Source organism: Streptomyces sp. NPDC048411 (assembly GCF_040704695.1).
Taxonomy (GTDB): domain Bacteria; phylum Actinomycetota; class Actinomycetes; order Streptomycetales; family Streptomycetaceae; genus Streptomyces.
On record NZ_JBEZKL010000062.1, the window covers coordinates 1 to 25,056 of the forward strand.

Here is a 25,056-nt window from a genome sequence, read left to right on the forward strand (position 1 = left end):
GGCCTGCCAGTCAGTGCCCGTCGATGTCTCCGTCACCAGGATACGGGCCACCGCGTGGCCGACGGCAGCACCGCCGCCCCCGCGGGCAGCCGGCTCCGGTAACCTTGCCGGCCGGGTGGGCGGTGTCATCGTGACGGGCGTCACCCGGTGGGCGGTTTGTCCTCGATCGCCGGACGGGCTGCACTGAGCGCCCGTCCGGCGAGGAGACCTGGCACGACCGTTCTCAATCGCCGGACAGGCTCGAGAGGGCCGACGGGCCCGATGCGGTTGCCAGTGATTGCAGCTCGTCCGGGACCGGGGCTGCCGGCGCCACGTCCACCGTCCGGCGGGGTATCGAGACCCGGTGCGCCGGGTCGCGCACCTCGCCGACCAGCATTTCCAGGACGTCCTCCATCGCGACCAGGCCGAGGATCCGGCCCGATGCATCGGCTACCTGGGCCAGGTGGGTGGCGGCGCGACGCATCACCGTCAGGGCATCGTCCAGGGGCAGCTCCGCGCGCAGTGTCGCCATCGAGCGCCAGATGTGCTGCGGGACCGCCCGTTCGCCGTCCTCCAGGTCGAGGACGTCCTTGACGTGCAGATACCCCATGAACGGGCCGCCGCCCTCCGCGCAGACGGGGAAACGCGAGTAGCCGGTCCGTACGGTCAGCTCCTCGATCCTGCGCGCGGTGACCGACGGGTCCACCGTCACCAGGGCTGCCCTGGCGAGGAGCACATCGGTGACCGGCCTGCTGCCCAGCTCCAGGGCGTCCTCCAGCCGCTCCTGCGCCTCCGGTTCCAGCAGTCCGGCCTGCCCGGAGTCTTCGACGAGCCGGTTGAGCTGCTCGCTGGTGAAGACGGCCTCGACCTCGTCCTTGGGTTCGACGCGGAAGAGCTGGAGCACCAGCCGGGCGCAGGCGCCCAGCGCCGCGGTGACGGGGCGACACAACCGGGCGAAGCCGACCAGGGCCGGGCTGAGCCACAGCGCGGTCTTCTCCGGGGCTGCCATCGCCAGGTTCTTCGGGACCATTTCGCCGATGACGAGGTGGAGGAAGACCACGAGGACGAGCGCCAGAACGTAGCCGAGCGGGTGAATGAGCTCCTCGGGGATGTGGACCGCGTGGAAGACCGGCTCCAGCAGGTGGGCGACGGTCGGTTCGGCGACGGCTCCGAGGGTCAGGGAGCAGACGGTGATGCCGAACTGGGCTGCGGCCATCATCTGCGGCAGGTTCTCCAGGCCGTAGAGCACTTGGCGGGCCTTGCCGGACCCGGCCGCCGCGAGGGGGTCGATCTGGCTGCGGCGTACGGAGACGAGTGCGAACTCGGCACCGACGAAGAAGCCGTTCGCCAGGACGAGGAGCCCGGCGAAGAGCAACTGGACGACGCTCATCGGGCGGCCTCCAGGACACCACGGGCGGCCGAGGGCTCGTCGACCGGTTCGACCACTTCGGCGATACGTACGAAGCGGACCTGCTCCGCGCGGTAGTGACCGACCTGGCGGACCGAGATCCGCCAGCCCGGCAGCTCGGCCCGGTCGCCGGGGGCGGGGATCCGCCCGAGCAGATCGGCGACCAGTCCGGCCACCGTCTCGTACGGTCCTTCCGGTACGTCGAGGCCTATCCGGCGCAGGGTGAGGACCCGGCAGCTGCCTTCGGCGTCCCAGGCGGGACGGCCGTCCTCGGGGGCGGCGGCGACCAGTTCGGGCCGGTCGGCGCCTTCCGCGTCGTGCTCGTCCCTGACCTCGCCGACCAGCTCCTCGATGATGTCCTCCAGGGTGACGACCCCGGCGGTGCCACCGTACTCGTCGACCACGACGGCGATCGGCTGCTCCTTGCGCAGGCGCTGGAGCAGCTGTTCGACCGGGAGTGTCTCGGGTACGAGGAGGGGCGGAACGGCGATCCGGCCCGCGGTGGTGCGCAGGCGTTCCTGGGCGGGCACGGCGAGCGCGTCCTTGAGGTGGATCATGCCGACGACCTCGTCGATCCGGTCCCGGTAGACCGGGAATCGGGAGAGGCCGGTGGCGCGGGTGAGGTTGAGGACGTCCGCCGCGGTGGCGGTCGACTGCAGGGCGCTGACCTTCACGCGCGGGGTCATGACGTGCTGCGCGGTGAGTCCGGCGAGCGACAGGGTCCGTACGAAGAGATCGGCGGTGTCCTGTTCGAGGGTGCCCGCCTCGGCGGAGTGCCGGGCCAGGGAGACCAGTTCACCGGGGGTGCGGGCGGAGGCCAGCTCATCGGTGGGTTCGACGCCCAGGAGGCGGACCAGCCGGTTGGCGACGGTGTCCAGCAGCGTGATCACCGGTCGCAGAGCACCGGCGAAGCGGCGCTGGGGGCCGGCCACGAACCGGGCGACCTGGAGCGGCCTGGAGACCGCCCAGTTCTTCGGTACGAGCTCGCCGATCACCATCTGGACTGCGGAGGCGACGATCATCCCGATCACCACGCTGACGCCGGGCACCGCCCCGTCGGGGAGGCCGGTCGCGGTGAGGGGTCCGGCGAGCAGCTGGGCGAGGGCCGGTTCGGCGAGCATGCCGACGACCAGTGAGGTGATGGTGATGCCCAGCTGGGTGCCGGAGAGCTGGAAGGAGAGCTCGCGCAGGGCGTCGACGACGGTACGGGCCCGCCGGTCGCCCTCGGCGGCGGCACGCTCGGCGTCCGGCCGCTCCACCGTGACGAGCCCGAATTCGGCCGCCACGAAGAATCCGTTGGCGAGGATGAGAAGGAATGCTGCACTCAGAAGCAGCAGGGGGATGGTCATGCCGCCGCCTCCTGGGAAGGGGCGGCGCAGGTACTACCGGACGATCCGTCCATTGATGGAGGGAGTCACTCCTTGGGTCGCAGGAAAGCCCCGCCGGCCTTGGGGCCTCTGGTGCGGGGCGGGGCGCACAGGGCGCCACCGCCCTCCAGAGTAATCAAGAAGTGGCCGTGCGGTGCAGGGGGCTCAGCCGTTCTCCGTACAGGTGCCGTGGTTCTCGGCGAGTGTGCGGAGCGTACGGGCGTCGCGAATGGCCTGTTCCTTGGCGATTCCGGGCTGGATGCCGAGGGCGGGCATGCTGGTCCCGTCGCTGAGGTCGAGAAAGACCCACGGGTCGCCGACGCGCAGGTTGACGCGGAGGATCTCCGCCCAGGACAGCCGCCGGGTGCGGGTGAGATTGACCACGGTCACCCCGTGGTCGTCGGCGACGACCTTGGGGCGGCTGAGCAGCGCCAGGACGGCGAAGAAGAGCAGCGCGGTGAAGATGAAGCTGAGCCGCTCCCCCGGGCTGAGCTGCTCAAGGCTCATCGCGATGACGGTGATGACGACGAACATCGCCGCTCCCACGGTCAGCAGGACCACCCGGGTGCGGGTCGGCCGGAAGGTGACCGGGAGGGTGGGAAGTTCGGGCCGGGGGGCGGGAGTGGACATGGTGCTCTTCTGTCTTTTGGGGGTGATCGCTGGCGGTCCGGCCGTCAGAGGCGGCAGGCGTGGATGGCCGTGGTGAGGATGGCGCGGGCGCCGAGCTCGTACAGGTCGTCCATGATCCGCTGGGCCTCCTTGGCGGCGACCATGGAGCGGACGGCGACCCAGCCCTCGTGGTGCAGCGGGGAGATGGTCGGCGACTCCAGGCCCGGGGTGAGGGCGACGGCGCGCTCCAGGTGCTCGACGCGGCAGTCGTAGTCCATCATCACGTAGCTGCGGGCGACCAGGACGCCTTGGAGGCGGCGGAGGAACTGCTGCACCTTGGGGTCGTCCTCGGCGGCACCCGTCCGGCGGATGACGACGGCTTCCGACTTCATGATCGGCTCGCCGATCACTTCGAGTCCCGCGTTGCGCAGGCTGGTGCCGGTCTCCACCACATCGGCGATGACCTGGGCGACGCCGAGCTCGATGGCGGTCTCGACCGCGCCGTCGAGGTGGACGACGGAGGCGGTGACGCCGACGTCGGCGAGGTGCTTGGCCACGATGCCCTCGTAGGAGGTGGCGATCGTCATGCCGTCGAAGTCCTGCGGCCCGGCGGCCGTGCCGGGCTTGGTGGCGTAGCGGAAGGTGGAGCGGGCGAAGCCGAGCTGCAGGATCTCCTCGGACTGCGCGCCGGAGTCCAGCAGCAGATCGCGGCCGGTGATGCCGATGTCGAGACGGCCGGAGCTGACGTAGATCGCGATGTCGCGCGGGCGCAGGTAGAAGAACTCGACCTCGTTGTCGGGGTCGACGAGGACGAGCTCCTTGGACTCCTTGCGCTGCTGGTAACCGGCCTCATGGAGCATCGCCATCGCAGGCCCGGAGAGAGAACCCTTGTTGGGGACGGCGATGCGCAGCATGAGGTCAGGTTTCCTTTGTGCGAAGGGGATTTCTACGGACGTGACGTGCGGGGTGCGGAACTGTGCTCAGAGGTGGGCGTAGACGTCGTCGAGCGAGATTCCGCGGGCAACCATCATCACCTGGACGTGGTAAAGCAGCTGGGAGATCTCCTCGGCGGCGGCGTCCTTGCTCTCGTGCTCGGCGGCCATCCAGACTTCGGCGGCCTCCTCGACGACCTTCTTGCCGATGGCATGGACGCCCTTGTCCACCAGCTCGGCGGTGCGGGAGGTGGAGGGGTCGCCGTTGGCGGCCTTGAGCTGCAGCTCGGCGAAGAGCTCTTCGAAGGTTTTGTTCGCCATGATGGTCCTTAGCGTACGGGGTCCGGCACCCCCGTTCAGCGCCAGGGCTCGCTGACGGTGCGCAGCGTGGCGGCGGTGGCGACGGCCGCGGTGACTGCTTCGTGCCCCTTGTCCTCGTGGGAACCTTCGAGCCCGGCCCGGTCGAGCGCCTGCTCCTCGGTGTCACAGGTCAGTACGCCGAAGCCGACCGGGACACCCGTGTCCACGGCGACCTGGGTGAGCCCGTTGGTGACGCCGTGGGACACGTACTCGAAGTGGGGGGTGCCGCCGCGGATGATCACGCCGAGGGCGACGATCGCGTCGTAGCCACGGCCGGCCAGAACCTTGGCGACGACCGGGAGCTCGAAGCTGCCGGGGACCCGGAGCAGGGTCGGTTCGTCGATGCCGAGCTCGTGCAGGGCGCGCAGCGCGCCGTCGACGAGGCCGTCCATGACCTTCTCGTGCCACTGGGCGGCGATCACCGCCACTCGCAGGTCACCGCAGTTGCGTACGGACAGTTCGGGTGCGCCCTTGCCGCTCATGTCTCTCCTACCGCTCGTTTCCGTGCTCGTTACTGGTTTCCGCAGGTCGACACCGAGGCGGTGTCGAGCCAGGGCAGGTCGTGTCCCATGCGGTCCCGCTTGGTGCGCAGGTACCGCAGGTTGTGCTCGCCGGCCTGGACGGGCATCGGCTCGCGTCCGGTGACCGCGAGGCCGTGCCGCAGGAGCGCTGCGGTCTTGTCCGGGTTGTTCGTCATCAGCCGGACGCCGTGGACGCCGAGGTCCTTGAGGATCTGGGCACCTGCCGCGTAGTCCCGGGCGTCGGCGGGCAGGCCGAGCTCCAGGTTGGCGTCGAGGGTGTCGACGCCGCGCTCCTGGAGTTCGTAGGCGCGCAGCTTGGAGAGCAGGCCGATCCCCCGGCCCTCATGGCCGCGCAGATAGACGACGACGCCGCGACCCTCGTCGGTGATGCGCTGCATGGAGGCGTGCAACTGGGGGCCGCAGTCGCAGCGCTGGGACTGGAAGATGTCGCCGGTCAGGCACTCGGAGTGGACCCGGACGAGGATGTCGTCGCCGTCACCGAGGTCGCCGTGGACGAGCGCGACGTGCTCGACGCCGTCGACGGTGGAGCGGTAGCCGTACGCGGTGAACTCTCCGAACGACGTCGGCAGCCGGACCTCGGCCTCGCGGCGGACGGTCGGCTCGGCGGAGCGGCGGTACGCGATCAGGTCCTCGATCGAGATGATCGTGAGGCCGTGCTTGCGGGCGAACGGGACCAGCTCCGGCAGACGCAGCATGACGCCGTCCTCGCCCGCGATCTCGACGATCGCTCCGGCGGGGCGGAGCCCGGCGAGCCGGGCCAGGTCGACGGCGGCCTCGGTGTGGCCGTTGCGGACCAGGACCCCGCCGGTCCTTGCCCGGAGCGGGAAGATGTGGCCGGGGCGCACGAAGTCGCTGGGGCGGGCCCGGCCGCCCGCCAGCATCCGGAGCGTGGTTGCCCGGTCGGCGGCGGAGATGCCGGTGGTGACACCGTGCGCCGCGGAGGCGTCGACCGAGACGGTGAACGCCGTGCGCATCGACTCGGTGTTGTGGGCGACCATCTGCGGCAGGTCGAGCCGTTCCAGCTCGTCGTTCTCCATGGGTGCGCAGATCAGGCCGCGGCACTCGCTCATCATGAAGGCGACGATCTCGGGGGTGGCCTTCTCGGCGGCGATGACGAGGTCGCCCTCGTTCTCCCGGTCCTCGTCGTCGACGACGACGACGGGGCGGCCGGCGGCGATGTCGCGGATCGCCTGCTCGACGGGGTCGAGGGACAGGTCCTCGGCCGTGCTGTCTTCCCGGTGCAGCCAGGTGGGCTGGGCAGTCATGCCGTGGCTCCTTCCAGAGCGGGTGTCCGCGTACGCAGCCACCAGTCGCGCATGCCCCACAGGACGAGGGCGCCGTAAATGACGTAGACGAAGCCGGAGAAGGCGAAGCCGTTGGCGAAGTTCAGCGGTACGCCGACCAGGTCGACCAGGAGCCAGGCGAACCAGAACTCGACCATGCCGCGCGCCTGTGCGTACATCGCGACGACCGTGCCGACGAAGATGTACGCGTCGGGCCACGGGTCCCACGACAGCGTCGGGAACGCGGTGAACAGGCCGCCGACGGCGAGCGTGCCGAGGGCCGCGCCGCCGACCAGGTAAGCGCGCTCGCGCCAGGTGGCGAACCGTACGGCGATGGAGCCGTCCTGGGCCTGCTGCCTGCCGCGGTTCCACGACCACCAGCCCCAGGTGGCCACGCCGATGACCACCAGTTGCTTGCCCGCGCTGCCCGAGAGGTGCGCGGAGGCGAAGGCGACCAGGAGGATCACCCCGGAGAGCAGCTGTGCGGGCCAGGTCCATATGGAACGCCGCCAGCCGAGCGCGAGGGCGACCAGACCGACCGTGTTGCCCATCATGTCGGACCACTTGATGTGCTGGCCGAACAGGGCGAAGGCCTCCGAGTTGAGCCAGCCGGCCGCGCTCACTTCGTGTCCTCCCGGTCCCGGTCGCCGAGCAGCCGCTCGACGTACTTCGCGATGACGTCCACCTCGAGGTTGACCGGGTCGCCGGGCTCCTTGATGCCGAGCGTGGTCAGGGCGAGGGTGGTGGGGATGAGGCTGATGGTGAAGTAGTCGGGCCCGGCGTCGACGACGGTCAGGCTCACGCCGTCGACGGTGATCGATCCCTTCTCCACCACGTAGCGGGTCAGCTCCGCCGGGAGGGAGATCTTCACGATCTCCCAGTTCTCGGAGAGCTTGCGCTCGACGATGCGGCCCGTGCCGTCGACGTGTCCCTGGACGATGTGTCCGCCGAGCCTGCCGCCGAGTGCCATGGGGCGCTCCAGGTTGACCCGGGAGCCGGTCTCCAGTGCGCCGAGGCTGGACCGGTTCAGGGTCTCCGCCATCACGTCGGCGGTGAATTCACCGTCGCCGAGGTCGACGACGGTGAGGCAGACGCCGTTGACGGCGATGGAGTCGCCGTGCTTCGCGCCTTCGGTGACGACGGGACCGCGCAGGCGGAATCGGGAGGCGTCGCCGAGCTTCTCGACGGCGGTGACCTCACCCAGTTCTTCGACAATTCCGGTGAACACTCAGTTTCCCTTCCGGGCAGGGCCGGGGACGGCGGTGATGCGCAGATCGGGGCCGATGCGTACGGTCTCGGTCACATCGAGGCGCAACGCCTGGGCGATGGTGGAGATTCCGGCGTCGGCGAGGGCTGCGGGGCCCGCGCCGAGGAGCACGGGGGCGAGGTAGCCGACGACCTTGTCGACCGTTCCCGCCGCGACGAAGGCCCCGGCCAGGGTCGGGCCGCCTTCGAGGAGTACGGATCGGACGCCGCGCCCGTGCAGGGCGGCAAGCAGGGCGGGGATGTCCAGGCCGCGGCCGGTGGCGGCGCGCGGCAGTCTCAGGACGGTTCCCTCGGGAAGACGGCTGGTGTCGGCGTCGTCGGCGACCGCGATCAGCGTGGGCGACGTGGTGTCGAGGACGCGGGCGCCGGGCCGTACCGCAGTGGCATCGGTGTCGACGACGACCCGGAGCGGCTGCACGGCGCCTTCGATGCCACGTACACCGAGCTGGGGGTCGTCCGTGCGGGCGGTGCCGGAACCGACCACGACGGCGTCGGCCTCGGCGCGCAGCCGGTGGACGTCGGCGCGGGACTCGGCGGAGGTGATCCAACGGCTGGTGGCGTCGGCGGCCGCGATCCGGCCGTCGAGGGTCGCCGCGTACTTCCACAGCACGTACGGACGGCCGAGCCGCACCGAGGTCAGCCAGGCGGTGTTGCCCGCCTCGGCGAGTTCGCCGAGGAGTCCCTGTTCCACGGTGACCCCGGCGGCGCGGAGGGTGTCCGCGCCGCCGGTGGCCTGCGGATTCGGGTCGGCGACCGCGTACACGACGCGGCTGACGCCGGCCTCGGTCAGCGCCTGGGCGCAGGGGCCGGTGCGACCGGTGTGGTTGCACGGTTCGAGGGTGACGTAGGCGGTGCCGCCACGGGCCTTCTCGCCTGCTTCGCGCAGGGCGTGGATTTCGGCGTGCGGCTCGCCGGCCCGCTGGTGGAAGCCTTCACCGGCCGGCTGTCCTTCGGCGTCGAGGATCACACATCCGACGACCGGATTGGGGCTGGTGGAGCCGAGTCCGCGGGCGGCGAGCGCGATCGCTCGGCGCATGGCGGTGATGTCGGCTGCGGTGTCCACCGGGTCCTCCTGCCTCTTCGGGCACGGACTCCGGGGCCTGTCGATGACGACAGATGAAGCGGAACGCAACAGGGGACGCCGAAACCGAAGACACGGACGCACGTGTTCCGGGGATCCCGGACATGCGTCCGCCGACGGCGGCGTACCTGTGACGGCCCGCCGCGCACTGCCTCCCATCCGGACTTTAACCGTCGGTCCAGGAATCCCACCTGGTCAACCGGCCGCTGGATGCGGACGGGTCGCGGACTATAACCGCCGGTTCGGAATTGCACCGACCCCGGAGTGCGCTGCTACTGGTACACGGTCAGTGTGCCACGCCCACTCATGGGCCATGCGAAGGAGTGCCTGTGGAGTGGCTCACAGACCGGCCCGGGGAGCCCTCCGTACCTCAGCCGCCCGCGGTGAACAGCTCGTCCTGAGCTGCCTCGCGGGCGGCGAGCAGCGCGCCGCGCAGTACCGCGGAGCCGCCGAGAGCGCCTGCCCTGACCTCCGTGCGCAGCGGGGACATCATGGCCAGCCGTTCCTCGACCCGAGACGCCAGCGCGTCGCCGCCCGCATGGCCGACCTCGCCCGCGAGGACCACACAGCCGGGGTCGATGACCGACGCGACGGCGGCGGCGCCCACCGCCAGGCGGTCCGCGAGCGCGCCGAGGAACGCCTCGCCCTCCCCCTCCCCCGCCAGAGCTGCCCGTACGGCGGACGCGGCGGCGGGTTCCTGTTCCCCGGAGCCCGGCCGCGTATGCACGTCGATGCCGTGTCCCCGGGCCAGTTCACAGACCGGCACGGAGCCGGCCAGGGAGTGGAACCCTCCGTCGCAACTGACCGCGGAGGGTACTCCCGTCGTGCCCGGCACGGGCAGGAAGCCGATCTCGCCCGCGCCGCCGGAGGCCCCGCGGCGCAGCTTGCCGTCCAGCATCACGGCGGCGCCGATGCCGTGGCCGAGCCAGAGCAGGACGAACGTGTCACGGTCGCGGGCCGCTCCGGCGCGGTGCTCGGCGACGGCGGCGAGGTTGGTCTCGTTCTCGACGAGCACGGTCGCGGGCAGCCGCTGCTGCAGCACCCGGACCAGGCGGCGGTGCCAGGCGGGCAGGCCGGTGGTGTCATGGAGCTCGCCGGTGACCGGGTCGATCAGGCCGGGGGCGCCGATGCCGACGCTGTGCAGCGGTACGGCGCCCGCCTCGCGCGCGGTGCGTTCCAGCAGCGCCGCGGCCTGCTCGGCGGCCGCATCGGTTCCGGTGTCGCTGCCGATCGGCAGGGTGGCCTCGGCGAGCGTGACACCGAGGAGGTCGGCGACGACGACGGCGACGCTGTCGGTCCGTACGTCGAGAGCGGCGAGGTGGGCCCGGTCGGCGACGATTCCGTACAGCCGGGCATTGGGGCCGCGGCGTGCGGCGCCGCTCTCGCCGACGACCCGGATCAGCCCGGCGCCCTGCAGCCGCTCCACCAGATCGGCGACGGTGGGGCGGGAGAGTCCGGTCAAGGTCTTCAGCTGAGTGGCCGTCAGCGGGCCGTCCTGCTGGAGCAGTCGCAGGGCGAGCCGGTCGTTGATGGCCCGGGCGGTGCTCGGTGATGCGGGCATGCCGAGATCCTTCCAGATCACTGCCGCACGGGAACGAACCGTCATGTCTATTTATCAGGCAGGGTTCCTGATAGTTTACTGGCCGCACCGCGGAGCGGGGCGCTGGGGCCACCGGTGGCAGAGAATTCCCAGGGGAGGGAACGGCCGGCATGACGACGGATTCCGCAGAGACGGCCTTCGGCGCGGAGCAAGTGAGGCGGGCCAGGTTCGCCGTCGCCGCGGTCTTCACCGTGCACGGCGCCGTGACCGGCAGCTTCGCCACCCGCGTGCCCTGGATCCAGGACCACGCCGGGCTCAGCGCGGGGCAGCTCGGTCTCGCCCTGGCGTTCCCGGCGATCGGTGCCTCGCTCGCCATGCCGCTGGCCGGTGCGATCAGTCATCGCTTCGGCGCCAGGACGGCGCTGCGCGGGCTGCTGGCGCTGTGGACACTGGCGCTGGTCCTGCCCGCGCTGGCACCGAACCTGCTGACGCTGTGCGCGGCACTCCTCGTGTACGGGGCATCGGCCGGCATGTCGGACGTGGCGATGAACGCCCTCGGTGTCGAGGTGGAGAACCGTCTCGGCAGGTCGATCATGTCCGGGCTGCACGGGATGTGGAGCGTGGGTGCCCTCATCGGTTCGGCGGCGGGCACGGTGGCCGCACACCTGGGCACCGACGCCCGGCTGCACCACACCGTCGCCGCCCTCGCGCTCACCGTGCTCGGCCTGATCGCCTGTCAGGGCGTGCTGGATCTGCGCAGCGAGCCGGACGAGGAGCCGCCGCCGCGGTTCACGCTGCCCCCCAGGTCGGCGCTGGTCATCGGCGCGGTGGGCTTCTGCGCGGTGTTCGCGGAGGGGGCCAGCCTGGACTGGTCGGCGGTCTATCTGCGGGACATCATGGACAGTTCCGCGGGACTCGCGGCCGCTTCGACGACGGCGTTCGCGCTCACGATGGCGGTGGCGCGGATCGCCGGGGACAGGGTCGTCGACCGGTTCGGCGCGGTCAGGACCGTGCGGGTCGGCGGCGCGCTGGCGACGGCCGGGGGGCTGCTCGTGGTCACGTCGCCGAACTCGGCGCTCGCGATGTGCGGCTTCGGGCTGCTCGGCCTCGGTGTCGCCGTCGTCGTCCCCCTGGCCTTCGCGGCGGCCGGGCACAGTGGACCGAACCCGAGTCAGGCGATCGCGGGCGTTGCCACCATCACGTACACCTCGGGACTCATCGCCCCGTCGGCCATCGGTTCGCTGGCCGAGGCGACCTCGCTGATCGTCTCGTTCGGCCTGGTGACGGTGCTGGCATTCGGACTGGTGCTGGGCGCCGGCGTGTTGCGGGCGGGCGACCGCCGGGTCGCGGTGAAGGGGGTCGGCACGCCCGGCACGGCGGCGGCCGAGCCCCGCGCCTGAACGATTCGACCAGGCGGAACAAGGTCCGGATGCGGTGTCCGTCGACGACCACGGTCCTCGGCACGCGGGGCGGCGGGCGGCGCCCGTGATCGGTCCCGGCCACCGAGGAGGCGGCCGGGACCGGAACGGCGGTCGGAGTGGCCGCTGCGGTGAGCAGGGCCCGAGACGCAGACGGGGTCTCCCACACATCGAGCACCCCCATCACAGAATCAACTATGCGAATGACGTTCACGAGCAAGGCCGTGCGGGCGTAGAGACGCCTGTTCGGAGTCACCATGCCTCGCGCACGATTCATGGATGGGACCAGGTCGAGAGGCCGACGCAAACGGACCCCGACACGAGTCAATGGACGCTCCGGCATTACCATGACGCTGATCTTTTCCGCGGACCACGCCGGGCCGGACGAACGGCACCGGGCACCGCGCAGACCCACACACGGACACACAGGGAGCGACCATGGGCGGCCTCGGCGTGCGCTGGACCTTGCACGGCGACGGAAAGACCCCCGCACCGGGGGCCGTGGTCCGGCCCGACGAGCGGCTCTCCTGGCCTCGTACGTTCGGGCTCGGCGCCCAGCACGTGGTGGCCATGTTCGGCGCGTCGTTCGTCGCTCCCGTGCTCATGGGTCTGGATCCGAACCTCGCGATCATGATGTCGGGTGTCGCGACGGCCATCTTCCTGCTGGCCACCCGCGGCCGGGTGCCCAGCTACCTGGGCTGCTCGCTCTCCTTCGTCGGCGTGGCCGCGACCATCCGGGCCAGTGGCGGCGACAGCTCCGTCGTCACCGGGGCGGTCTTCGTCGTCGGCGCGGCGCTCTTCCTCGCGGGTCTCGCGGTGCAGCGGTTCGGCGCTCGGATCATCCATGCGGCGATGCCGCCCGTGGTCACCGGCGCCGTCGTCATGCTCATCGGCTTCAACCTCGCACCGGTCACCGCATCGACGTACTGGCCGCAGGACCAGTGGACCGCGCTGGCGGTGATGCTGTTCACCGGAATGGCCGTCGTGTGCCTGCGCGGATTCTTCTCGCGTATCGCGATCTTCCTCGGCCTGGTCTTCGGCTATGTGCTGTCCTGGGTCCTGGACCAGGTCTTCGGCAAAATCCATTCACCGGCGGGCGGCGCCGAGGTGGTCGACCACTGGCGGCTCGACCTGTCGGGTGTCTCCAAGGCCGACTGGATCGGACTGCCGTCCTTCCACGCCCCGAGCTTCGAGTGGTCCGCGATCCTGGTCGCGCTGCCGGTGGTGATCGCGCTGATCGCGGAGAACGCAGGGCACGTCAAGGCCGTCGGCGAGATGACCGGTGACCCGCTCGACGACAAGCTCGGCACCGCCATCTCGGCGGACGGCGTGGCCTCCATGCTCTCCACCGCCGTGGGCGGCCCGCCCAACACCACGTACTCCGAGAACATCGGCGTCATGGCCGCCACCCGCGTCTACTCCACCGCCGCGTACTGGGCCGCCGCCTGCTTCGCCCTGCTGTTCGGCCTCTGCCCCAAGTTCGGTGCGGTCGTCGCCGCGATTCCGGGCGGGGTCCTCGGCGGCATCACCGTCATCCTGTACGGAATGATCGGCCTGCTGGGCGCCCAGATCTGGATGAGCGGCAACGTCGACCTCCGCAATCCGCTGAATCTGGTACCGGCCGCCGCGGGCATCATCATCGGCGTCGGCGGGGTCAGCCTGAAGATCACCGACAACTTCGAGCTGAGCGGAATCGCCCTCGGCACCATCGTCGTGATCACCGGCTACCACGTGCTTCGGGCCTTCGCCCCGGCCCATCTGAAGACCCAGGAGCCCCTGCTGGACGCGGGTACGTCCTCGTACGACGACACCAGGCCGCCCACGCAGTAGCCACGCCCGGCAGAGATTCCGCGGGCCCTCCGGGTGAGCCGACCGCTTGCCGGGCCGCGGTCGGCCCCCGGTATGGCGCCGGGGCGAACAGATGCGGAGTCGATGCTGCGGCCGCCGGGGCGGCCGCGCCGGGTCACGCCAGGACATGGACCCGACCGGCCGTCAGGGAAACGCAGGCACACGGCACGTCGTGGACGGACAGTTCGCTCGGACCAGCCGATAGCGTCGTCGGCCGTGGCACCGGGTGGGGTGCCGCACCGGGCTGCCGAAAGGAACTGATGTCCACCACGATCCGGAGACCGCGAACCGCCGCGCTGCCCCGTCCGGAGCGTCCGGGGACCGACCCCAGGGTCACCGATGGCTCTGCCGTCGTTCCCCCGTTCCGATGAACCCGCGGCCGGTCGGCGCCAGGACGTGCCCGCGGCTGGGACGCTGCCCCCATGGCGCAGTTCAAGCAGGTGACTCCACCCACCGTTGAAGCGGCGGGTTTCCTGTGTCGGTGGCTAAGCCACGTCGCAGAGGACCAGCCCGGCCCTGTTGAGGACGTTCAGCGCGCCCACGTGGTCGGCGTTCGCGCCGAATCCGCACGCGGTGCACTCGAACTTCGCTTGGGTGACGCGGTTCTCCCTGCTCACGTGCCCGCAGTCGGGGCAGGTGCGGGAGGTGTTGCGGGCGTCCACCGCGACCAGACGGCGACCGGCACTCTCAGCCTTGTTCGCCAGGATCGCGAGGAACTGCCCCCAACCCGCGTCGAGGATGCTGCGGTTCAGCCCGGCTTTCGCAGCAGCCTGGTTCGGCAGGAAACTGCCGGGCTGGGCGAGGTCGGGCTTGGGTGCGGGCGTTTGGGTCATGCCCGTGATGTTCAGCCGCTCATGTCCGATCACGTCGTGCTCGCGGACCAGGGCGAGGGCTTGCTTGTGGTGGTGGTCGAGACGCTGCCGCCGGATCTTCGCGTGGATCTTCGCCACGGCTCGGGCGGCGGCCCGGTGTTTCTTCGTGCGGCGGCGGGTGCGCTTGGGGAAGGTGTCCAGGTGCCGCTGTGCTTCGGCAAGGGCTTCGACCGAGGCTTCGAGGAAGCTCGGGTTCGCCACGTGCTCGCCGTTGGACGTGGTCAAAAAGTGCGTCACGCCCATGTCGATGCCCACGATGCTGCCCGTTGCGGGAAGCGGCTCGGCGGGAACCTCGTCACAGGCGAGGAGCACGTACCAGTGCTTGCCCTCGCGCTTGACCGAGATCGTCTTGACGCGGCCCTTCACGGGCCGGTGCTGGTGCACGCGCACATGCCCGACGCCTTGGAGGCGTACGCGGGTGACCGGATCGTGGGGTGTGGAGTCCCAGCGGCATCCGTCCCCGTCCTTGGGAAAGGTCACCGTGTCGAAGTGGCCAACGCCCTTGAAGCGCGGGTAGCCCGGCGTCTGCCCGGCCCTGACCCGGCGGAAGAACGCCTGGAATGCCTTGTCCAGCCGGCGCAACGTGGCCTGCTGGGAGGAGAACGACCAGCGACCCTGGCGCTGCGGGTCGAACGCCCGGATCTCCTTGAGCTGCGCGGACTGATCCCCGTACTTGATGCTGGTCTTCGAGACGTGTCGGTAGGCATCCCGCCGTTCCTGCAACGCGCCGTTGTAGAGCGAGCAGTGATCCCGCAGCATCTCGCCGAGGGCGCGGGCCTGAACGGCGGTGGGGCGAAGGCGGAACTTGTAGGCGCGTATCAACCCCGCGCCTCCTTGTCCTTCTTCCAGGGGCGTTCCCACTGGGTGTTGATGTACTTCTCCACCGTGGCCGCGCTGACCGCGCCGACCGAGGCGGCGAAGTACGACGAAGACCACAAGGTGGGCATCCGCGACTTCAGGTGCGGGAACTCCTCGCGCAGCACGCGGGAGGTGAAGCCCTTGAACTGGTTGGCCACGTACGACGCCGACGATTTCGGGTCGTGCTTGACAAACAGGTGCACGTGGTCGGGCATCACCTCAAGGGCGATGATCTCCCAGCCGCGTTCGTCGGCCCTGGCCCGGATCAGCTCCTCCAGACGTTCCGCGACCCGGCCGTCGAGGACCGGACGGCGGTACTTCGGACACCACACCACGTGAAGTCCGAGGTCATACACGCCGCCGGAGAATCGGCGGACCTTCCTGGTCACGGCCACGTGATCACTATACACACGCGACAGGTCTAGTGCAGCAGAAAGGCGGACAGGTGAACAGTGCAGATCCGTGGACCAGGTTGAGGCCAGAGCAGTCCAGAGAAGCCATTCCCCACCCCGCTAAAGCGGGGCGTCCCCTGGCTAGGTCCTGATGGAGCAGTCCACGGACCGGGCCGGTCCCGGCGCCGCGCCGCCCGATGTCACCGCGGTGATCGGGCGGATGCGTGACTTTCAGTCCTCCTGGCCGCCGGTGGACGGGGTGGCCGTCTTCAACCGGATCTATCTGACGGTCACCGAGACCGTCGGCCGGCGGATCACCGGTGGCACGTTCCCGGACCGGGTGGCCGCCGCCACCCTGGACGTGCGGTTCGCGGAGCACTATCTGACGGCGGTCGACGCGGCGACGGCCGGGCAGCGGCCGCCCGACTGCTGGCGTCCGCTGTTCCAGTACCGGCGCCATCCCGGCGTACGGCCGCTGCAGTTCGCACTGGCGAGATAACGAAACAAGCGCACACCCTCACGAGAAAGCCCCTCACCTCCGCGGGGGTTCGGAAGTGAGGGGCTTCTGTGTGGTGGGGGCAGCGTCGCCGGGTGGGATGACGCTGCCCCTCGTCCGTGTGCGTCGGCGCACACGGGCCGTACCTATCTCCCAGCGGAATACGGGGGAGCCGTGGGACCAGGTACGGAGCCTTCTCCGTCGCGGACGACGAACGCGAACCCCGTGACAATTCTCCGGTACCCGCGGTGGTTGCTGCGGCCGGCATGGCGCATGCACTCGATGTCGACCGCCCGCACGTCCGTCGACGGCTTCGCGGACCACTGACATGCCAGACACTCCGCCTCGTACGTGACGTCGGTGTCAGGGTGCTGGGTGATGCGGTGGGAGACGCTGCGAATCGTCGCGCGGGGGCTCATTTGACGACCCTCCTCGCGTGTGGATGCCGCGAGATTTCGACGGCCAGATCCGTGGCGTGCGACCGGTCGAACGCAGGGCTGCCCACATCCGACGCCTGGCGCCACTGCTTGGTCAGCGCACTACAGACGTCGCAGCCAGGGATGGGGGCGGGTGCTGGCAGTACTGACGGATCACCCAGCTGAACCGATTCGGTAATCTTCTGCATGTCGTCGCTCCTCCGTAGCGTCGGCCATGCCCCCGGACCGTGCCGTCGGTCGCGGGGGTGCTCTGTAGCTCACGGTACCCGAACCGCGTCCCTCCACACCCCTCTACGTACGACTACGTACCTCCGCGGTGCGCCGCGCTGCCGAGAGGCGGCCTGCGGTGGCGTGCGTGACCATTCGCTCATGAGCGACGACGCCCAAGAGGTCACGTACGAATACGTGCGCATCGCCGACGAGATCGCGGGAGAGATCGCGTCGGGCGGCCTGCCACTCGGTGCCCGGCTGCCAGGCGAGCAGGAACTCGCCGAACTGCACGGCGTGAGCGTGAGTACGTCGCGGCGGGTACGCCGTGAACTGGTGCGGCGCGGTCTGGTCAAGGCGCTGCCAGCAAAGGGAACGTTCGTAATCCGCACGGTTCCCGTCGCGCAGGATCGGGACGGGAACGCGCCGACTGGACCATGAACGGTCAGACAGGCCAACCCAGCGCACGAACGCGCTGGCGCCAGGAGCGGCCATGCTGCGGGGTACAGAACTGCTTGACCCGTCCGCGGCCCGGAGTCTGCGCGACGCTGGCGCCACAGTGTGGGCAGGTGACGGACTGGTTCTTCGCGGCGTCGGTGTAGTCCATGGTGGTTCCTCTCGATGGCATGGGGGCTCCGTACGGCTCCCTGTCGGTGCCGTACGGAGCGGGTGGGGTGATTGCGTGGAGGCCGCTCTCCCATGGCGGGAGGCGGCCTCTGTGTGCGTGTGCGTGTGCGTGTGCGTGTGCGTCAGAGGATGCGACCAGCGGTGAGCGCGCGGCCGGTGTCGGCGTCGTATAGCTCGATGCGCTGGTCGATCACACCGGACACCTCGCGGCCGTCCAGGTACGTCTTCGAGACCACCTGGATGTTTGGTACCGACGTACCGCCGTTGTTCGCTGCGCGGACGTCCGCCCACTGACCGGAGGTGAATACCGGTTCCGGCTTGCCAGTGCCGTTGGCCACGAGGCTCAGACCGGGCGGGAGATAGCCGCCGTTGTCGTACAGCTTCGGGTTGCCGATCGCCGGGGCGAATCCGTAGTGCGACGTAAAGAGCGAGTCGTTCCAGCCCCGTGCGCCCTTGCCGACAACCACGCCGTCCCCGCCCCTGGATTCGACGTTGACGCCCGCCAGCGTGCCGGCCGTGTGGCCTACGCCGTCGTTCGTGATGCCGATCTGGAACGGCGAGCGCAGGTTTCGCACCCATCCCGCGGGGGCGTTGTCGCCCTGGAAGCTGAACGTCGACCACAGACGGCCCTTCGGGACTTGCCCCAGGATCACCTTCTGAATCGACGACATGAACCCGGAGCAGTCGAAGGACGGATTACCGGCGCCACCCCACTGGTACGGCTTGCCGGCCTGCGAGCGTGCCCACATCAGGGCTCGTCCCACGCCGCCGGTTGCGGTCGTGCCGCTTCCGTCGCCGCCGAAGATGGAGTTCTTCAGGCTCTTCAGCAGTCCGATGGGGATTTCCGTTGTCAGCTTGCCCCAGTCGGACGAGGCGAACTGGCGCATCTGCTCGCGCGCCCAACCCATCGCGGAGTTGAACACCTTGTCAGGGTTGGTGAGGAACTCGGCAGTGTCCTTCGCGCCGTTGACGACAGCTCCGCCGGCCGACTTCAGCCCGCCCCAGATGCTGCCGAATATGCCGCCATCCTTGAACGCAGGCATCCCGTTGGCAATTGCACGCTGAACACCGCTGATGCCACCGGAGCGGGCAGCTGCGTTCAGCTCGTGGATACGCGACGCACCGACGGCCCGAGTGACCTCCGGGCGCATGATGGCTTCGCCGCCGGAGACCGCAATCACGTGGTTGTCTATCCCGGGCGAATAGCCGGGCATGATGCCGCCGGTTGCAAACCCCTTCAGATCCAGTTTCTTCAGCTTGTCCGCGCCAGTGATCGCCGCAACCTTGTTCCACAGGGGGACGATGCCGCCGTTATAGACGTGCTCGATCATGAACTTGACGGGCTTTTTGGCGATGTCCTGGACTTGGTCCCACGCCTTCTTGATGGCCTTACGGGCGTCCTCGAAGGAATCCGCCATAAACCCCACGACCTTCATCGTGTTGTCCATCGACGGCTTAATCGCTTTCTCGTACAGCCACGTTGCCTTATCGCCGATCCAGCCGAACGCCGGCTTCAATGCCTCCTTCCAAAGCCACTTACCGGCTTTACCAAGGGCGTCGAACGTCTTCTTCGACTCGCCCATGGAGGGCTTTATAGCTTTCTCGTACAGCCACTTCGCTTTGTCGCCGATCCAGCCGAGAACAGGGCCCAAGGCCTCCTTCCACAGCCACATTCCGATCTCACCCAGAGCCTTGATGGCCAGGTAGGCGGGGAGGAGCAGGAGGGTGATCAAGCCTGTGATCAGGAGCTGAGCAGCTTCACCGATGAAGCTAAATGCCGGACCTAGGGCGTTCTCCCAGAGCCACACTGCGATGTCGCCGACGGCTTTCATCCCGGTCCAGATACCGGAGAAAGCTGGCTTCAGGACTTGGTCCCAGATGAACGAAACGGTTTCCTTGATGCCGCTCCATGCACCGTCGACGGCCTTCCGGAAGGTCTCTGAGTTGTTGTACGCGAGAACGAATCCTGCAACAAGCAGCCCAACGACGATCAGCACTGCCCGGATGATCGGGAGAATACCCGTTGCGCTCAAAACGGTGCCGAACCCAGCCGTTGCGATGGTGGAGAGCAACATCACCGACTGGTAAACGGCCATCGCCGCGGAGAACGCGACCATTCCGAGAGCGATTGCCTTTTGCGCCGCCCACAATCCCCACAACGCTTGCACAACGCCGGGGTTTTCCGTTGCCAACTTGCTAATCGCCGAGAAAACGGGCCCAACGACAGCCATCATCGTCGTTGAGAGCGGCGACGCCGCCTTTGCGACGTCGAGAGCAGCCGTCAGGAGGTCGCCGAGGAACTTGCCCAGTCCGGGCGCTGTGTCCTTGACGTAACTCAAGAACTTCTCGAACTGCGGCGAGCCCTTTAGCGACGTCCCCCACTTGGCGAACTTCGCTGTGATGCTGTCGGACTTCTTTGCGATGCCGTCCATGTGCGGCAGGAAGGCGTCGATGACACCCGCAGCACCCTTGAAGATGTTGCCGATCGTCTTGCCAAGCCCGACGATCGCCGGCTCCACGCTATTGGATATATCGTCCTTGAACGACTGCCAGAACGGAGACTTCATCTCCGCGGATGCCGAGTTCATGAGCGTGTCGACCCCGCGCGCTGCCGCGAGTACCAGTGGCGTCAGCCCTGGGAGTGAGTTCTTCGCTCCGTCGATGCCGCGGGTGAAGAGCGGTAGGACGGCTGGCTGTAGCGACGTCGACCACGCCTTGAACGCCGCAGAGAGGCCCGACGGACCCGCAATTGCCGTGAAGAGCTGCCGTGCGACCGGCGTCATGTTCGCCAGTGCCTTGCGGTACTCGTCCTGCTTCGTCGTCGCTGCGCCCGTAACCTTCGACGTTGAAAGCTGCGCGCTCTGAATGCTCCGCTGGGCACCCGCGATGCTGTCCGCGGCCGAAGCCTGAGCGTTTGCTGCGTTCCTGACGGCGTCGCCCACGCGTGTTTGAGCGTCGGCAACCGCGCGTGCCCCGTCAGTGGCTGCCTTCGTTGCCGACGCCTGCGCCTGTCGGAGTGCGTCGGTCTGATCGGTCACCCCGCGCTGCGCCTGGCGGACGCGCTCGGTAGCGGCCTTGACGGCATCTGATCCTTCGACGCCCGCCTTCTTCTGTGCGGCGGCTGACTTCTGGAGGTCCGCGTATGACTGCGCCGTTTCCTTGGCGTTCTGCTTCGCGCGGTCGAAGGCAAGCTGAGCGGCCTCCACCTGAAGCTGAGTTGCCTTACCTGCGTCGGCGTCCGCCAGAGTGGCGTTGAGATCAGCCTGTGCCTGTTGGACGCGGAGCGTCGCCTCCCGCTGATCCAGGGCGCCATCAGTGAGCTTGTCATTCAGTCGCGCGAGCGACTGAGCGGCGTCCAGGCGAGCGCGGGTGAGATCCATCTCCGCATCCCGTGCGGTGCGCTTGGCATCCGTCAACGACTGCTCTGCGCGACGCACAGCCGCAGCAGCTGCCTGACGCTGCTCTGCGGAACGTTGGGCGGCGTCCGCGACGGCCCGTTCCGCCTGCTCCACCTGACGCTGAGCATTGGCGATGGACTGTGCGGCGTTGCGGTGAGCGCTCGCCAACTGTGCCTGTGCGCCCGCGAGTTGCAGCGCCCTGCTCGCAGCGTTCGACGTCGATGCGGCGCTTCGGTCGGTCGCCTGCGCGGCCTCGGCTTCCGCGGCCTTCTGAAGCTGGAGAGTGCTGGTCACCTCCTTGATACCGCCAACGGCGACGAGCGCCAGGGCGCCGATGCCTGCACCGGCGGACGCAGCCATCGAAACCACCGCACCGAGACCGGCGGCCAGGACCGGCCCAAGCGGGATCGCAGTCAGCGCCGCAGCCTGGATACCCAGGGACAAGAGAGCGCTCGTTGCCTGTGACGTGTCCACACGGACAGGCACTTGGATCCGCTTCCGGTCCACTGCGTCGATCTCCGCGCGCAGTTCCGCCAGTGCCGCGCGAGCCGTGGCCGTGTCGGCGCGTACCTGAACGTTTGGATGCTGGGCACCGAGCCGGAGTAGCTCCTTCTCGATGCGCTCCACCTCAGCGCGGGCGGCCATGGCGTCAACATCGATGCCAATCCGCTTCCCGCTCAGTTGCTCCAGCTTGGAGCGCAGGCGCGCCAGTTCGGCGTCAACTCCCGTGTCGGCCAAGCCCACTTGGAGCTTCGGCATTGCCCGGAAGGCGACTTCGAGCTTCCTCTTCAAGCTGCGGGAGAACGCGCCTCCAGCGTCGTCACCCTGGCGGCCGGCCGCGACTGCTCCGGCGCGTCCCCCGCGGGTGATGGCGTCCGGAATGCTGATGACGATGTTCCGCGAGATGGCGTCGCCCATGCGACGACCCGCCTCTTCACCCACCCGGTCAGCGACGGGGAGGACGAGCGCCTTCAGCTTGGTGTGGAAATTGGGGATGACCGGTACGACGTCAACGGCCGCACCACCGACGATATCCAAGTCGCTCATCCGGCGTCACCGCCGACGAGTGGCCCGACCTGCGTCGGGTCGGTGCGAGCGTCCAGGACGTCAGCGACGCCGCGCAGGTTGCCGTACAGAGCGGCTGTCTCTGCCGTCGGCTCCATGGCGGCGAGTCCACGTCGCAGCCACTCGTAGTCCGCGCAGGCTTCGCCGCACCAGCGGCCAGGCATCGCCATGTCTGCGACCATGACGAGCGCGACGTGAAATCCGCAGCCGTCACGCGCGCAGATGTTGTCTTCAGGGATGTTCAAGGGGGATCCTCCGGGGCATGAGAAAGGCCCGCAGCGCGTCCGCTGAGGCCTGTGAAGTGGTCTATGGGGTTGTTCTGCTGCGGCTCCGCTGTAGGCCGTTAGGCGGCCCGTCGGTGGCGCAGCCTGGACGAGTGTTCGCCCGTATGCACAATCCACTTACCGGCGACGATCTGAACCCCGTGCACGGGGTCGCCTCCGCTCTTCCGGGCGTCGAGAATGGCTGCGGCCTCCAGCAGCGTGGCGGCCTGACGTTCGTTGCCGTTGTGGAGGGCGTTCCTAGCGGCAATGTCCCAATGGCGGCAGTACGCGGAACAAAATGCGGTGAGCACCTGACGCCCCTTGGCGTCCCGCTTGGTCCATCGGGGCAGCCTGCACCCCGCGCGGGGGCAGATCGGCCGACGGTTAGCGTGGGCGGGTTTGCTGGTCATTGCTCCTCCAGAGCACGCCGAACACCCCCACGTCGACAGGGACGAGGGGGTGTGGCGAGAGGTAGTTAGTGCGCTACGTCAGTTTGTCGACGAGCACTGAAATGTCGGCAAGCGCCGACGGAGCGTCGCGGAAGCGGTCTCCAGTCATGGCGAGATAGCGTCCGGTGCCGTATATCTCCACGGCGTAGCCGCCACTCCGTCGGATTCGCCGTCCATGTCGGACGTCGGCGTATCCGAAGATGTGGAGTCCGTCGCCGGAGGGCGATATCTCTGCGTATGTCGCGCCTGCCGTGCGGACAATGTCCGCGGCCCACGGCTTCAATGAGCCGTCAATGGCGATTGCGTGGTCCAAGTCCAGGCAGACGATGCCGTCGCCGTTCAGGACGAAGCCCAGACCGACGCCGGCGCGGGACTTGGACGCTTCCTTATAGCTGCTCCACGTCCGCGGGTCGGTGCTGGAGGCTGCCCTGCCGGCCGTCGTCAGCGGAACCTTCGTTGCGGATCTACGTACCCACCTGGCGCGGCACGTCAGTTCAGCGGGGAGCGTGTCCTTCTTCGACGCGCGGTACAGCGCCTTTCGGCACCGGGGCGAACACGCCTTAGCGTGGCTCCGCGCCATGATCGGCATCGGCTGCCCGCAGTGCCCACAAGTGCGATCCATGCACTCATTCTACGCGCCGACGTCCCCTTTTCGGCGCCCTCACCTGCGACTTTACCTTTTCTTGGTGTAACACTTCCGGGGCCGTCCACGCCTCCCGCTTGATCGTTCGGCGCACGGGATCCGCCGTGTCGAGCCGGCCGGAGGGCGCCTGAACGGCCTCCAGGGGGTCCGTAAGGGCCGTTCTGCGGGCTCCCGCGAGGGAAACTGCGTCCCAGTTAGAGGGCGAGACCCAGCACTCTCCGGTCGGGAAATGAGGGGCCGAGGGGGTCTCTAGGTGGGGTATGTCCGGTTCTGTCAGGCACGTCGTGTGTGCCATGGCTGCCCCAGCTCATCCGCCCACACGGGCCGGCTCACGGGGCCACACAGCCGCGCCGCGAGGCTGCGCACATGACGAGCCTCGCTGTCGTGCGCTCGCGCGTACTCGTCGCGACCGTCAGCCCAGCGTCGACGAGTCCTGATCTTCGCCTCCATGTCGCTCAGCGAGGCGACCTCGTCCGCGGACAGCCACTCTTCCACCACGGCCGGCGCGAGTAGGCGAGGCGGACACGAGTAGGGCGACACCTCACCCGTGCGTGTGTCCACGCCTCTCGCCTCGTCGGCCGCACGCTGTGTGCGTGCTGCTCGTCTGCTGCTCACGCGCCCACGGGCAGGCTGTACACCGACGCCCCACGCCCGTCGGCAGGCGGCTCACCGATGCGGTACCGGGCGCGCGCCATAGCGCCTGGCGTCAGCAGTAGGTCATTAGCCAACTGCCTTGTCTCGCCTACGAGTTGGGCCGAGATCCGACCTGTGAGCGTCGCTGATACAGCGATGACGTACGCAGCAACGAGCCCTGACATCTGCTCGTCCCACGCTTCCGCGACCGGGGAACTCCACAGCTCTGTCCAGTGCTGAAGTTCCGGCTCAGACCACGTGCGCCCCCGGGGCGGGTCGGGCACGGGGTCGGTGCAGCCTCCGGGTGGGAGATACGTCCACTCTGCCGCCTCGTCGGTGCGGTGCCGGCTGCGCGGCTTGAACGGCTGGGGCTTCGGGCCTCGCGCTCCGCCGATTGCCATGGTTTCTCTCTTTCGTCGAACGGGCGGGGCTCCGCGTCACTCACGGAGCCCCGGGGGCGTCAGCCCTAGCCGATGCTGCTCACGTGGTCAACTCGCACTGTATGCAGCTTCGTTGACACGTTGACCGTGAGGACGTCGGGAAAGCTCGTCATGCCTGCGGGCCACCCGTCCGTGGTGGTGGTGGCGTAGGCGAGCGTTCCGGTCAGGGTCTGCCCACCCAACAAGTTGACGCTCACGGTTGTCCCATTTAGGGCGATTGCCCTGGTCTTGATTCCGTACTCAGCAGTGCTCATCGGTTCTCCAAGCGGTAGGTGGTCTCTCGGAAGGGGTTGCGGCCGTCGCCAGTGCGCGGCGCGACAGGCGGCTTCTGGCCGTTCTCGTCCAGACCTGCGCGCTGCCGGTAGGCCGCTACGCCCGCCGCAACGGTTCCGGCGCCTCCGGTGACGTCGGTGCCACGTGGGCCACCGACACGTGGCGCCTGTGGGACGGGATTGGCCGCGGACATCTCCGCGGAGTAGGCGGCAGCGTCGGCCGTGAGGGTCGCCTCATCGGTACCGCTGAGTCTCGCGCTCTGTTCCACGGTCAGGCCGGCGCTGAGGCCGGCTCGGAGCTTGGCCAGCTCCAAGGCGTCGCCCGCAAGGGGCGTCGGGATGATCTCGTCAGGCATGTTTGGGTTCCTCTT

Annotated in this window: 22 protein-coding genes, 1 pseudogene and 1 riboswitch; of the genes and pseudogenes, 4 read left to right on the forward strand and 19 right to left on the reverse strand. The window is 68.9% G+C overall.

The features are described from left to right. Positions 1 to 223: 223 nt before the first annotated feature. From AB0915_RS21905 to AB0915_RS21955, 11 genes are all read right to left on the reverse strand, one after another. On the reverse strand, positions 224 to 1,369 hold the full coding sequence (locus AB0915_RS21905) for a hemolysin family protein (RefSeq protein WP_366692677.1): 1,146 nt from the start codon (positions 1,367 to 1,369) through the stop codon (positions 224 to 226). After that, complete coding sequence (locus AB0915_RS21910; RefSeq protein ID WP_366692678.1) at positions 1,366 to 2,736, reverse strand: hemolysin family protein; 1,371 nt, start codon at positions 2,734 to 2,736, stop codon at positions 1,366 to 1,368. Before AB0915_RS21910 ends, AB0915_RS21905 begins: the two co-directional genes overlap by 4 nt. A 183-nt stretch (positions 2,737 to 2,919) precedes the next feature. Beyond that, positions 2,920 to 3,384: a PH domain-containing protein gene (locus tag AB0915_RS21915; RefSeq protein ID WP_366692679.1), complete on the reverse strand. Its 465-nt coding sequence runs from the start codon at positions 3,382 to 3,384 to the stop codon at positions 2,920 to 2,922. A gap of 44 nt (positions 3,385 to 3,428) precedes the next feature. Then, positions 3,429 to 4,277: an ATP phosphoribosyltransferase gene (hisG, locus tag AB0915_RS21920; protein ID WP_358861546.1), complete on the reverse strand. Its 849-nt coding sequence runs from the start codon at positions 4,275 to 4,277 to the stop codon at positions 3,429 to 3,431. A gap of 66 nt (positions 4,278 to 4,343) precedes the next feature. Continuing rightward, positions 4,344 to 4,616 (reverse strand): phosphoribosyl-ATP diphosphatase, encoded by a 273-nt coding sequence (locus AB0915_RS21925; RefSeq protein WP_018524273.1) that lies wholly within the window; start codon positions 4,614 to 4,616, stop codon positions 4,344 to 4,346. 35 nt (positions 4,617 to 4,651) lie between these two features. Beyond that, on the reverse strand, positions 4,652 to 5,137 hold the full coding sequence (gene ribH / locus AB0915_RS21930; protein ID WP_366692680.1) for a 6,7-dimethyl-8-ribityllumazine synthase: 486 nt from the start codon (positions 5,135 to 5,137) through the stop codon (positions 4,652 to 4,654). 29 nt (positions 5,138 to 5,166) lie between these two features. Further along, a complete protein-coding gene (locus tag AB0915_RS21935; RefSeq protein WP_366692681.1) occupies positions 5,167 to 6,462 on the reverse strand; it encodes a bifunctional 3,4-dihydroxy-2-butanone-4-phosphate synthase/GTP cyclohydrolase II in 1,296 nt (431 codons plus the stop codon). After that, entirely contained in the window at positions 6,459 to 7,103 is a 645-nt protein-coding gene (locus tag AB0915_RS21940; RefSeq protein ID WP_366692682.1) for a nicotinamide mononucleotide transporter family protein, read from the reverse strand. The genes AB0915_RS21935 and AB0915_RS21940 overlap by 4 nt, the downstream gene beginning before the upstream one ends. Then, positions 7,100 to 7,708 (reverse strand): riboflavin synthase, encoded by a 609-nt coding sequence (locus AB0915_RS21945; RefSeq protein ID WP_366692683.1) that lies wholly within the window; start codon positions 7,706 to 7,708, stop codon positions 7,100 to 7,102. The genes AB0915_RS21940 and AB0915_RS21945 overlap by 4 nt, the downstream gene beginning before the upstream one ends. Then, a complete protein-coding gene (gene ribD, locus AB0915_RS21950) occupies positions 7,709 to 8,809 on the reverse strand; it encodes a bifunctional diaminohydroxyphosphoribosylaminopyrimidine deaminase/5-amino-6-(5-phosphoribosylamino)uracil reductase RibD (protein WP_366692684.1) in 1,101 nt (366 codons plus the stop codon). 159 nt (positions 8,810 to 8,968) lie between these two features. Next, positions 8,969 to 9,099, reverse strand: a riboswitch (FMN riboswitch). A 98-nt stretch (positions 9,100 to 9,197) separates the two neighbouring features. Continuing rightward, positions 9,198 to 10,388: an ROK family transcriptional regulator gene (locus tag AB0915_RS21955; protein WP_358861540.1), complete on the reverse strand. Its 1,191-nt coding sequence runs from the start codon at positions 10,386 to 10,388 to the stop codon at positions 9,198 to 9,200. 149 nt (positions 10,389 to 10,537) lie between these two features. Here AB0915_RS21955 and AB0915_RS21960 point away from each other — a divergent pair, with 149 nt between their 5' ends. Both AB0915_RS21960 and AB0915_RS21965 read left to right on the forward strand, forming a co-directional pair. After that, entirely contained in the window at positions 10,538 to 11,767 is a 1,230-nt protein-coding gene (locus AB0915_RS21960; protein ID WP_366692685.1) for an MFS transporter, read from the forward strand. Positions 11,768 to 12,223: 456 nt separating this feature from the next. After that, complete coding sequence (locus AB0915_RS21965; protein WP_366692686.1) at positions 12,224 to 13,615, forward strand: solute carrier family 23 protein; 1,392 nt, start codon at positions 12,224 to 12,226, stop codon at positions 13,613 to 13,615. A gap of 503 nt (positions 13,616 to 14,118) precedes the next feature. Here AB0915_RS21965 and AB0915_RS21970 read toward each other — a convergent pair. Continuing rightward, a complete protein-coding gene (locus AB0915_RS21970) occupies positions 14,119 to 15,327 on the reverse strand; it encodes a transposase (RefSeq protein WP_366692687.1) in 1,209 nt (402 codons plus the stop codon). Continuing rightward, positions 15,324 to 15,752, reverse strand: coding sequence for an IS200/IS605 family transposase (tnpA, locus tag AB0915_RS21975; protein ID WP_366692707.1), 429 nt, complete (start codon positions 15,750 to 15,752; stop codon positions 15,324 to 15,326). The genes AB0915_RS21970 and tnpA overlap by 4 nt, the downstream gene beginning before the upstream one ends. 154 nt (positions 15,753 to 15,906) lie before the next feature. Between tnpA and AB0915_RS21980 the strand changes: the two are divergent. Both AB0915_RS21980 and AB0915_RS21985 read left to right on the forward strand, forming a co-directional pair. Beyond that, positions 15,907 to 16,248: pseudogene (locus AB0915_RS21980) on the forward strand (DUF5995 family protein); the annotation flags it as partial. An 809-nt stretch (positions 16,249 to 17,057) separates the two neighbouring features. Further along, positions 17,058 to 17,336 (forward strand): GntR family transcriptional regulator, encoded by a 279-nt coding sequence (locus AB0915_RS21985; RefSeq protein WP_366692688.1) that lies wholly within the window; start codon positions 17,058 to 17,060, stop codon positions 17,334 to 17,336. 308 nt (positions 17,337 to 17,644) lie between these two features. Here the strand turns inward: AB0915_RS21985 and AB0915_RS21990 are convergent, their stop codons facing one another. From AB0915_RS21990 to AB0915_RS22015, 6 genes are all read right to left on the reverse strand, one after another. Beyond that, the gene (locus AB0915_RS21990) at positions 17,645 to 21,967 is read right to left on the reverse strand and encodes a hypothetical protein (protein ID WP_366692689.1); all 4,323 of its coding nucleotides are present in this window, start codon (positions 21,965 to 21,967) and stop codon (positions 17,645 to 17,647) included. Continuing rightward, positions 21,964 to 22,230 carry a hypothetical protein gene (locus AB0915_RS21995; RefSeq protein ID WP_366692690.1) on the reverse strand — a complete coding sequence of 89 codons (267 nt, stop codon included), beginning with the start codon at positions 22,228 to 22,230 and terminating at the stop codon, positions 21,964 to 21,966. The genes AB0915_RS21990 and AB0915_RS21995 overlap by 4 nt, the downstream gene beginning before the upstream one ends. A 98-nt stretch (positions 22,231 to 22,328) precedes the next feature. Next, positions 22,329 to 22,658, reverse strand: a complete 330-nt coding sequence (locus AB0915_RS22000) for a hypothetical protein (RefSeq protein ID WP_366692691.1) — start codon at positions 22,656 to 22,658, stop codon at positions 22,329 to 22,331. A 73-nt stretch (positions 22,659 to 22,731) separates the two neighbouring features. Beyond that, on the reverse strand, positions 22,732 to 23,277 hold the full coding sequence (locus AB0915_RS22005; protein ID WP_366692692.1) for a bifunctional DNA primase/polymerase: 546 nt from the start codon (positions 23,275 to 23,277) through the stop codon (positions 22,732 to 22,734). Between the two features lie 1,162 nt (positions 23,278 to 24,439). After that, on the reverse strand, positions 24,440 to 24,610 hold the full coding sequence (locus AB0915_RS22010; protein ID WP_366692693.1) for a hypothetical protein: 171 nt from the start codon (positions 24,608 to 24,610) through the stop codon (positions 24,440 to 24,442). A gap of 53 nt (positions 24,611 to 24,663) precedes the next feature. Further along, the gene (locus AB0915_RS22015) at positions 24,664 to 25,041 is read right to left on the reverse strand and encodes a hypothetical protein (RefSeq protein ID WP_366692694.1); all 378 of its coding nucleotides are present in this window, start codon (positions 25,039 to 25,041) and stop codon (positions 24,664 to 24,666) included. Between the last annotated feature and the right edge of the window lie 15 nt (positions 25,042 to 25,056).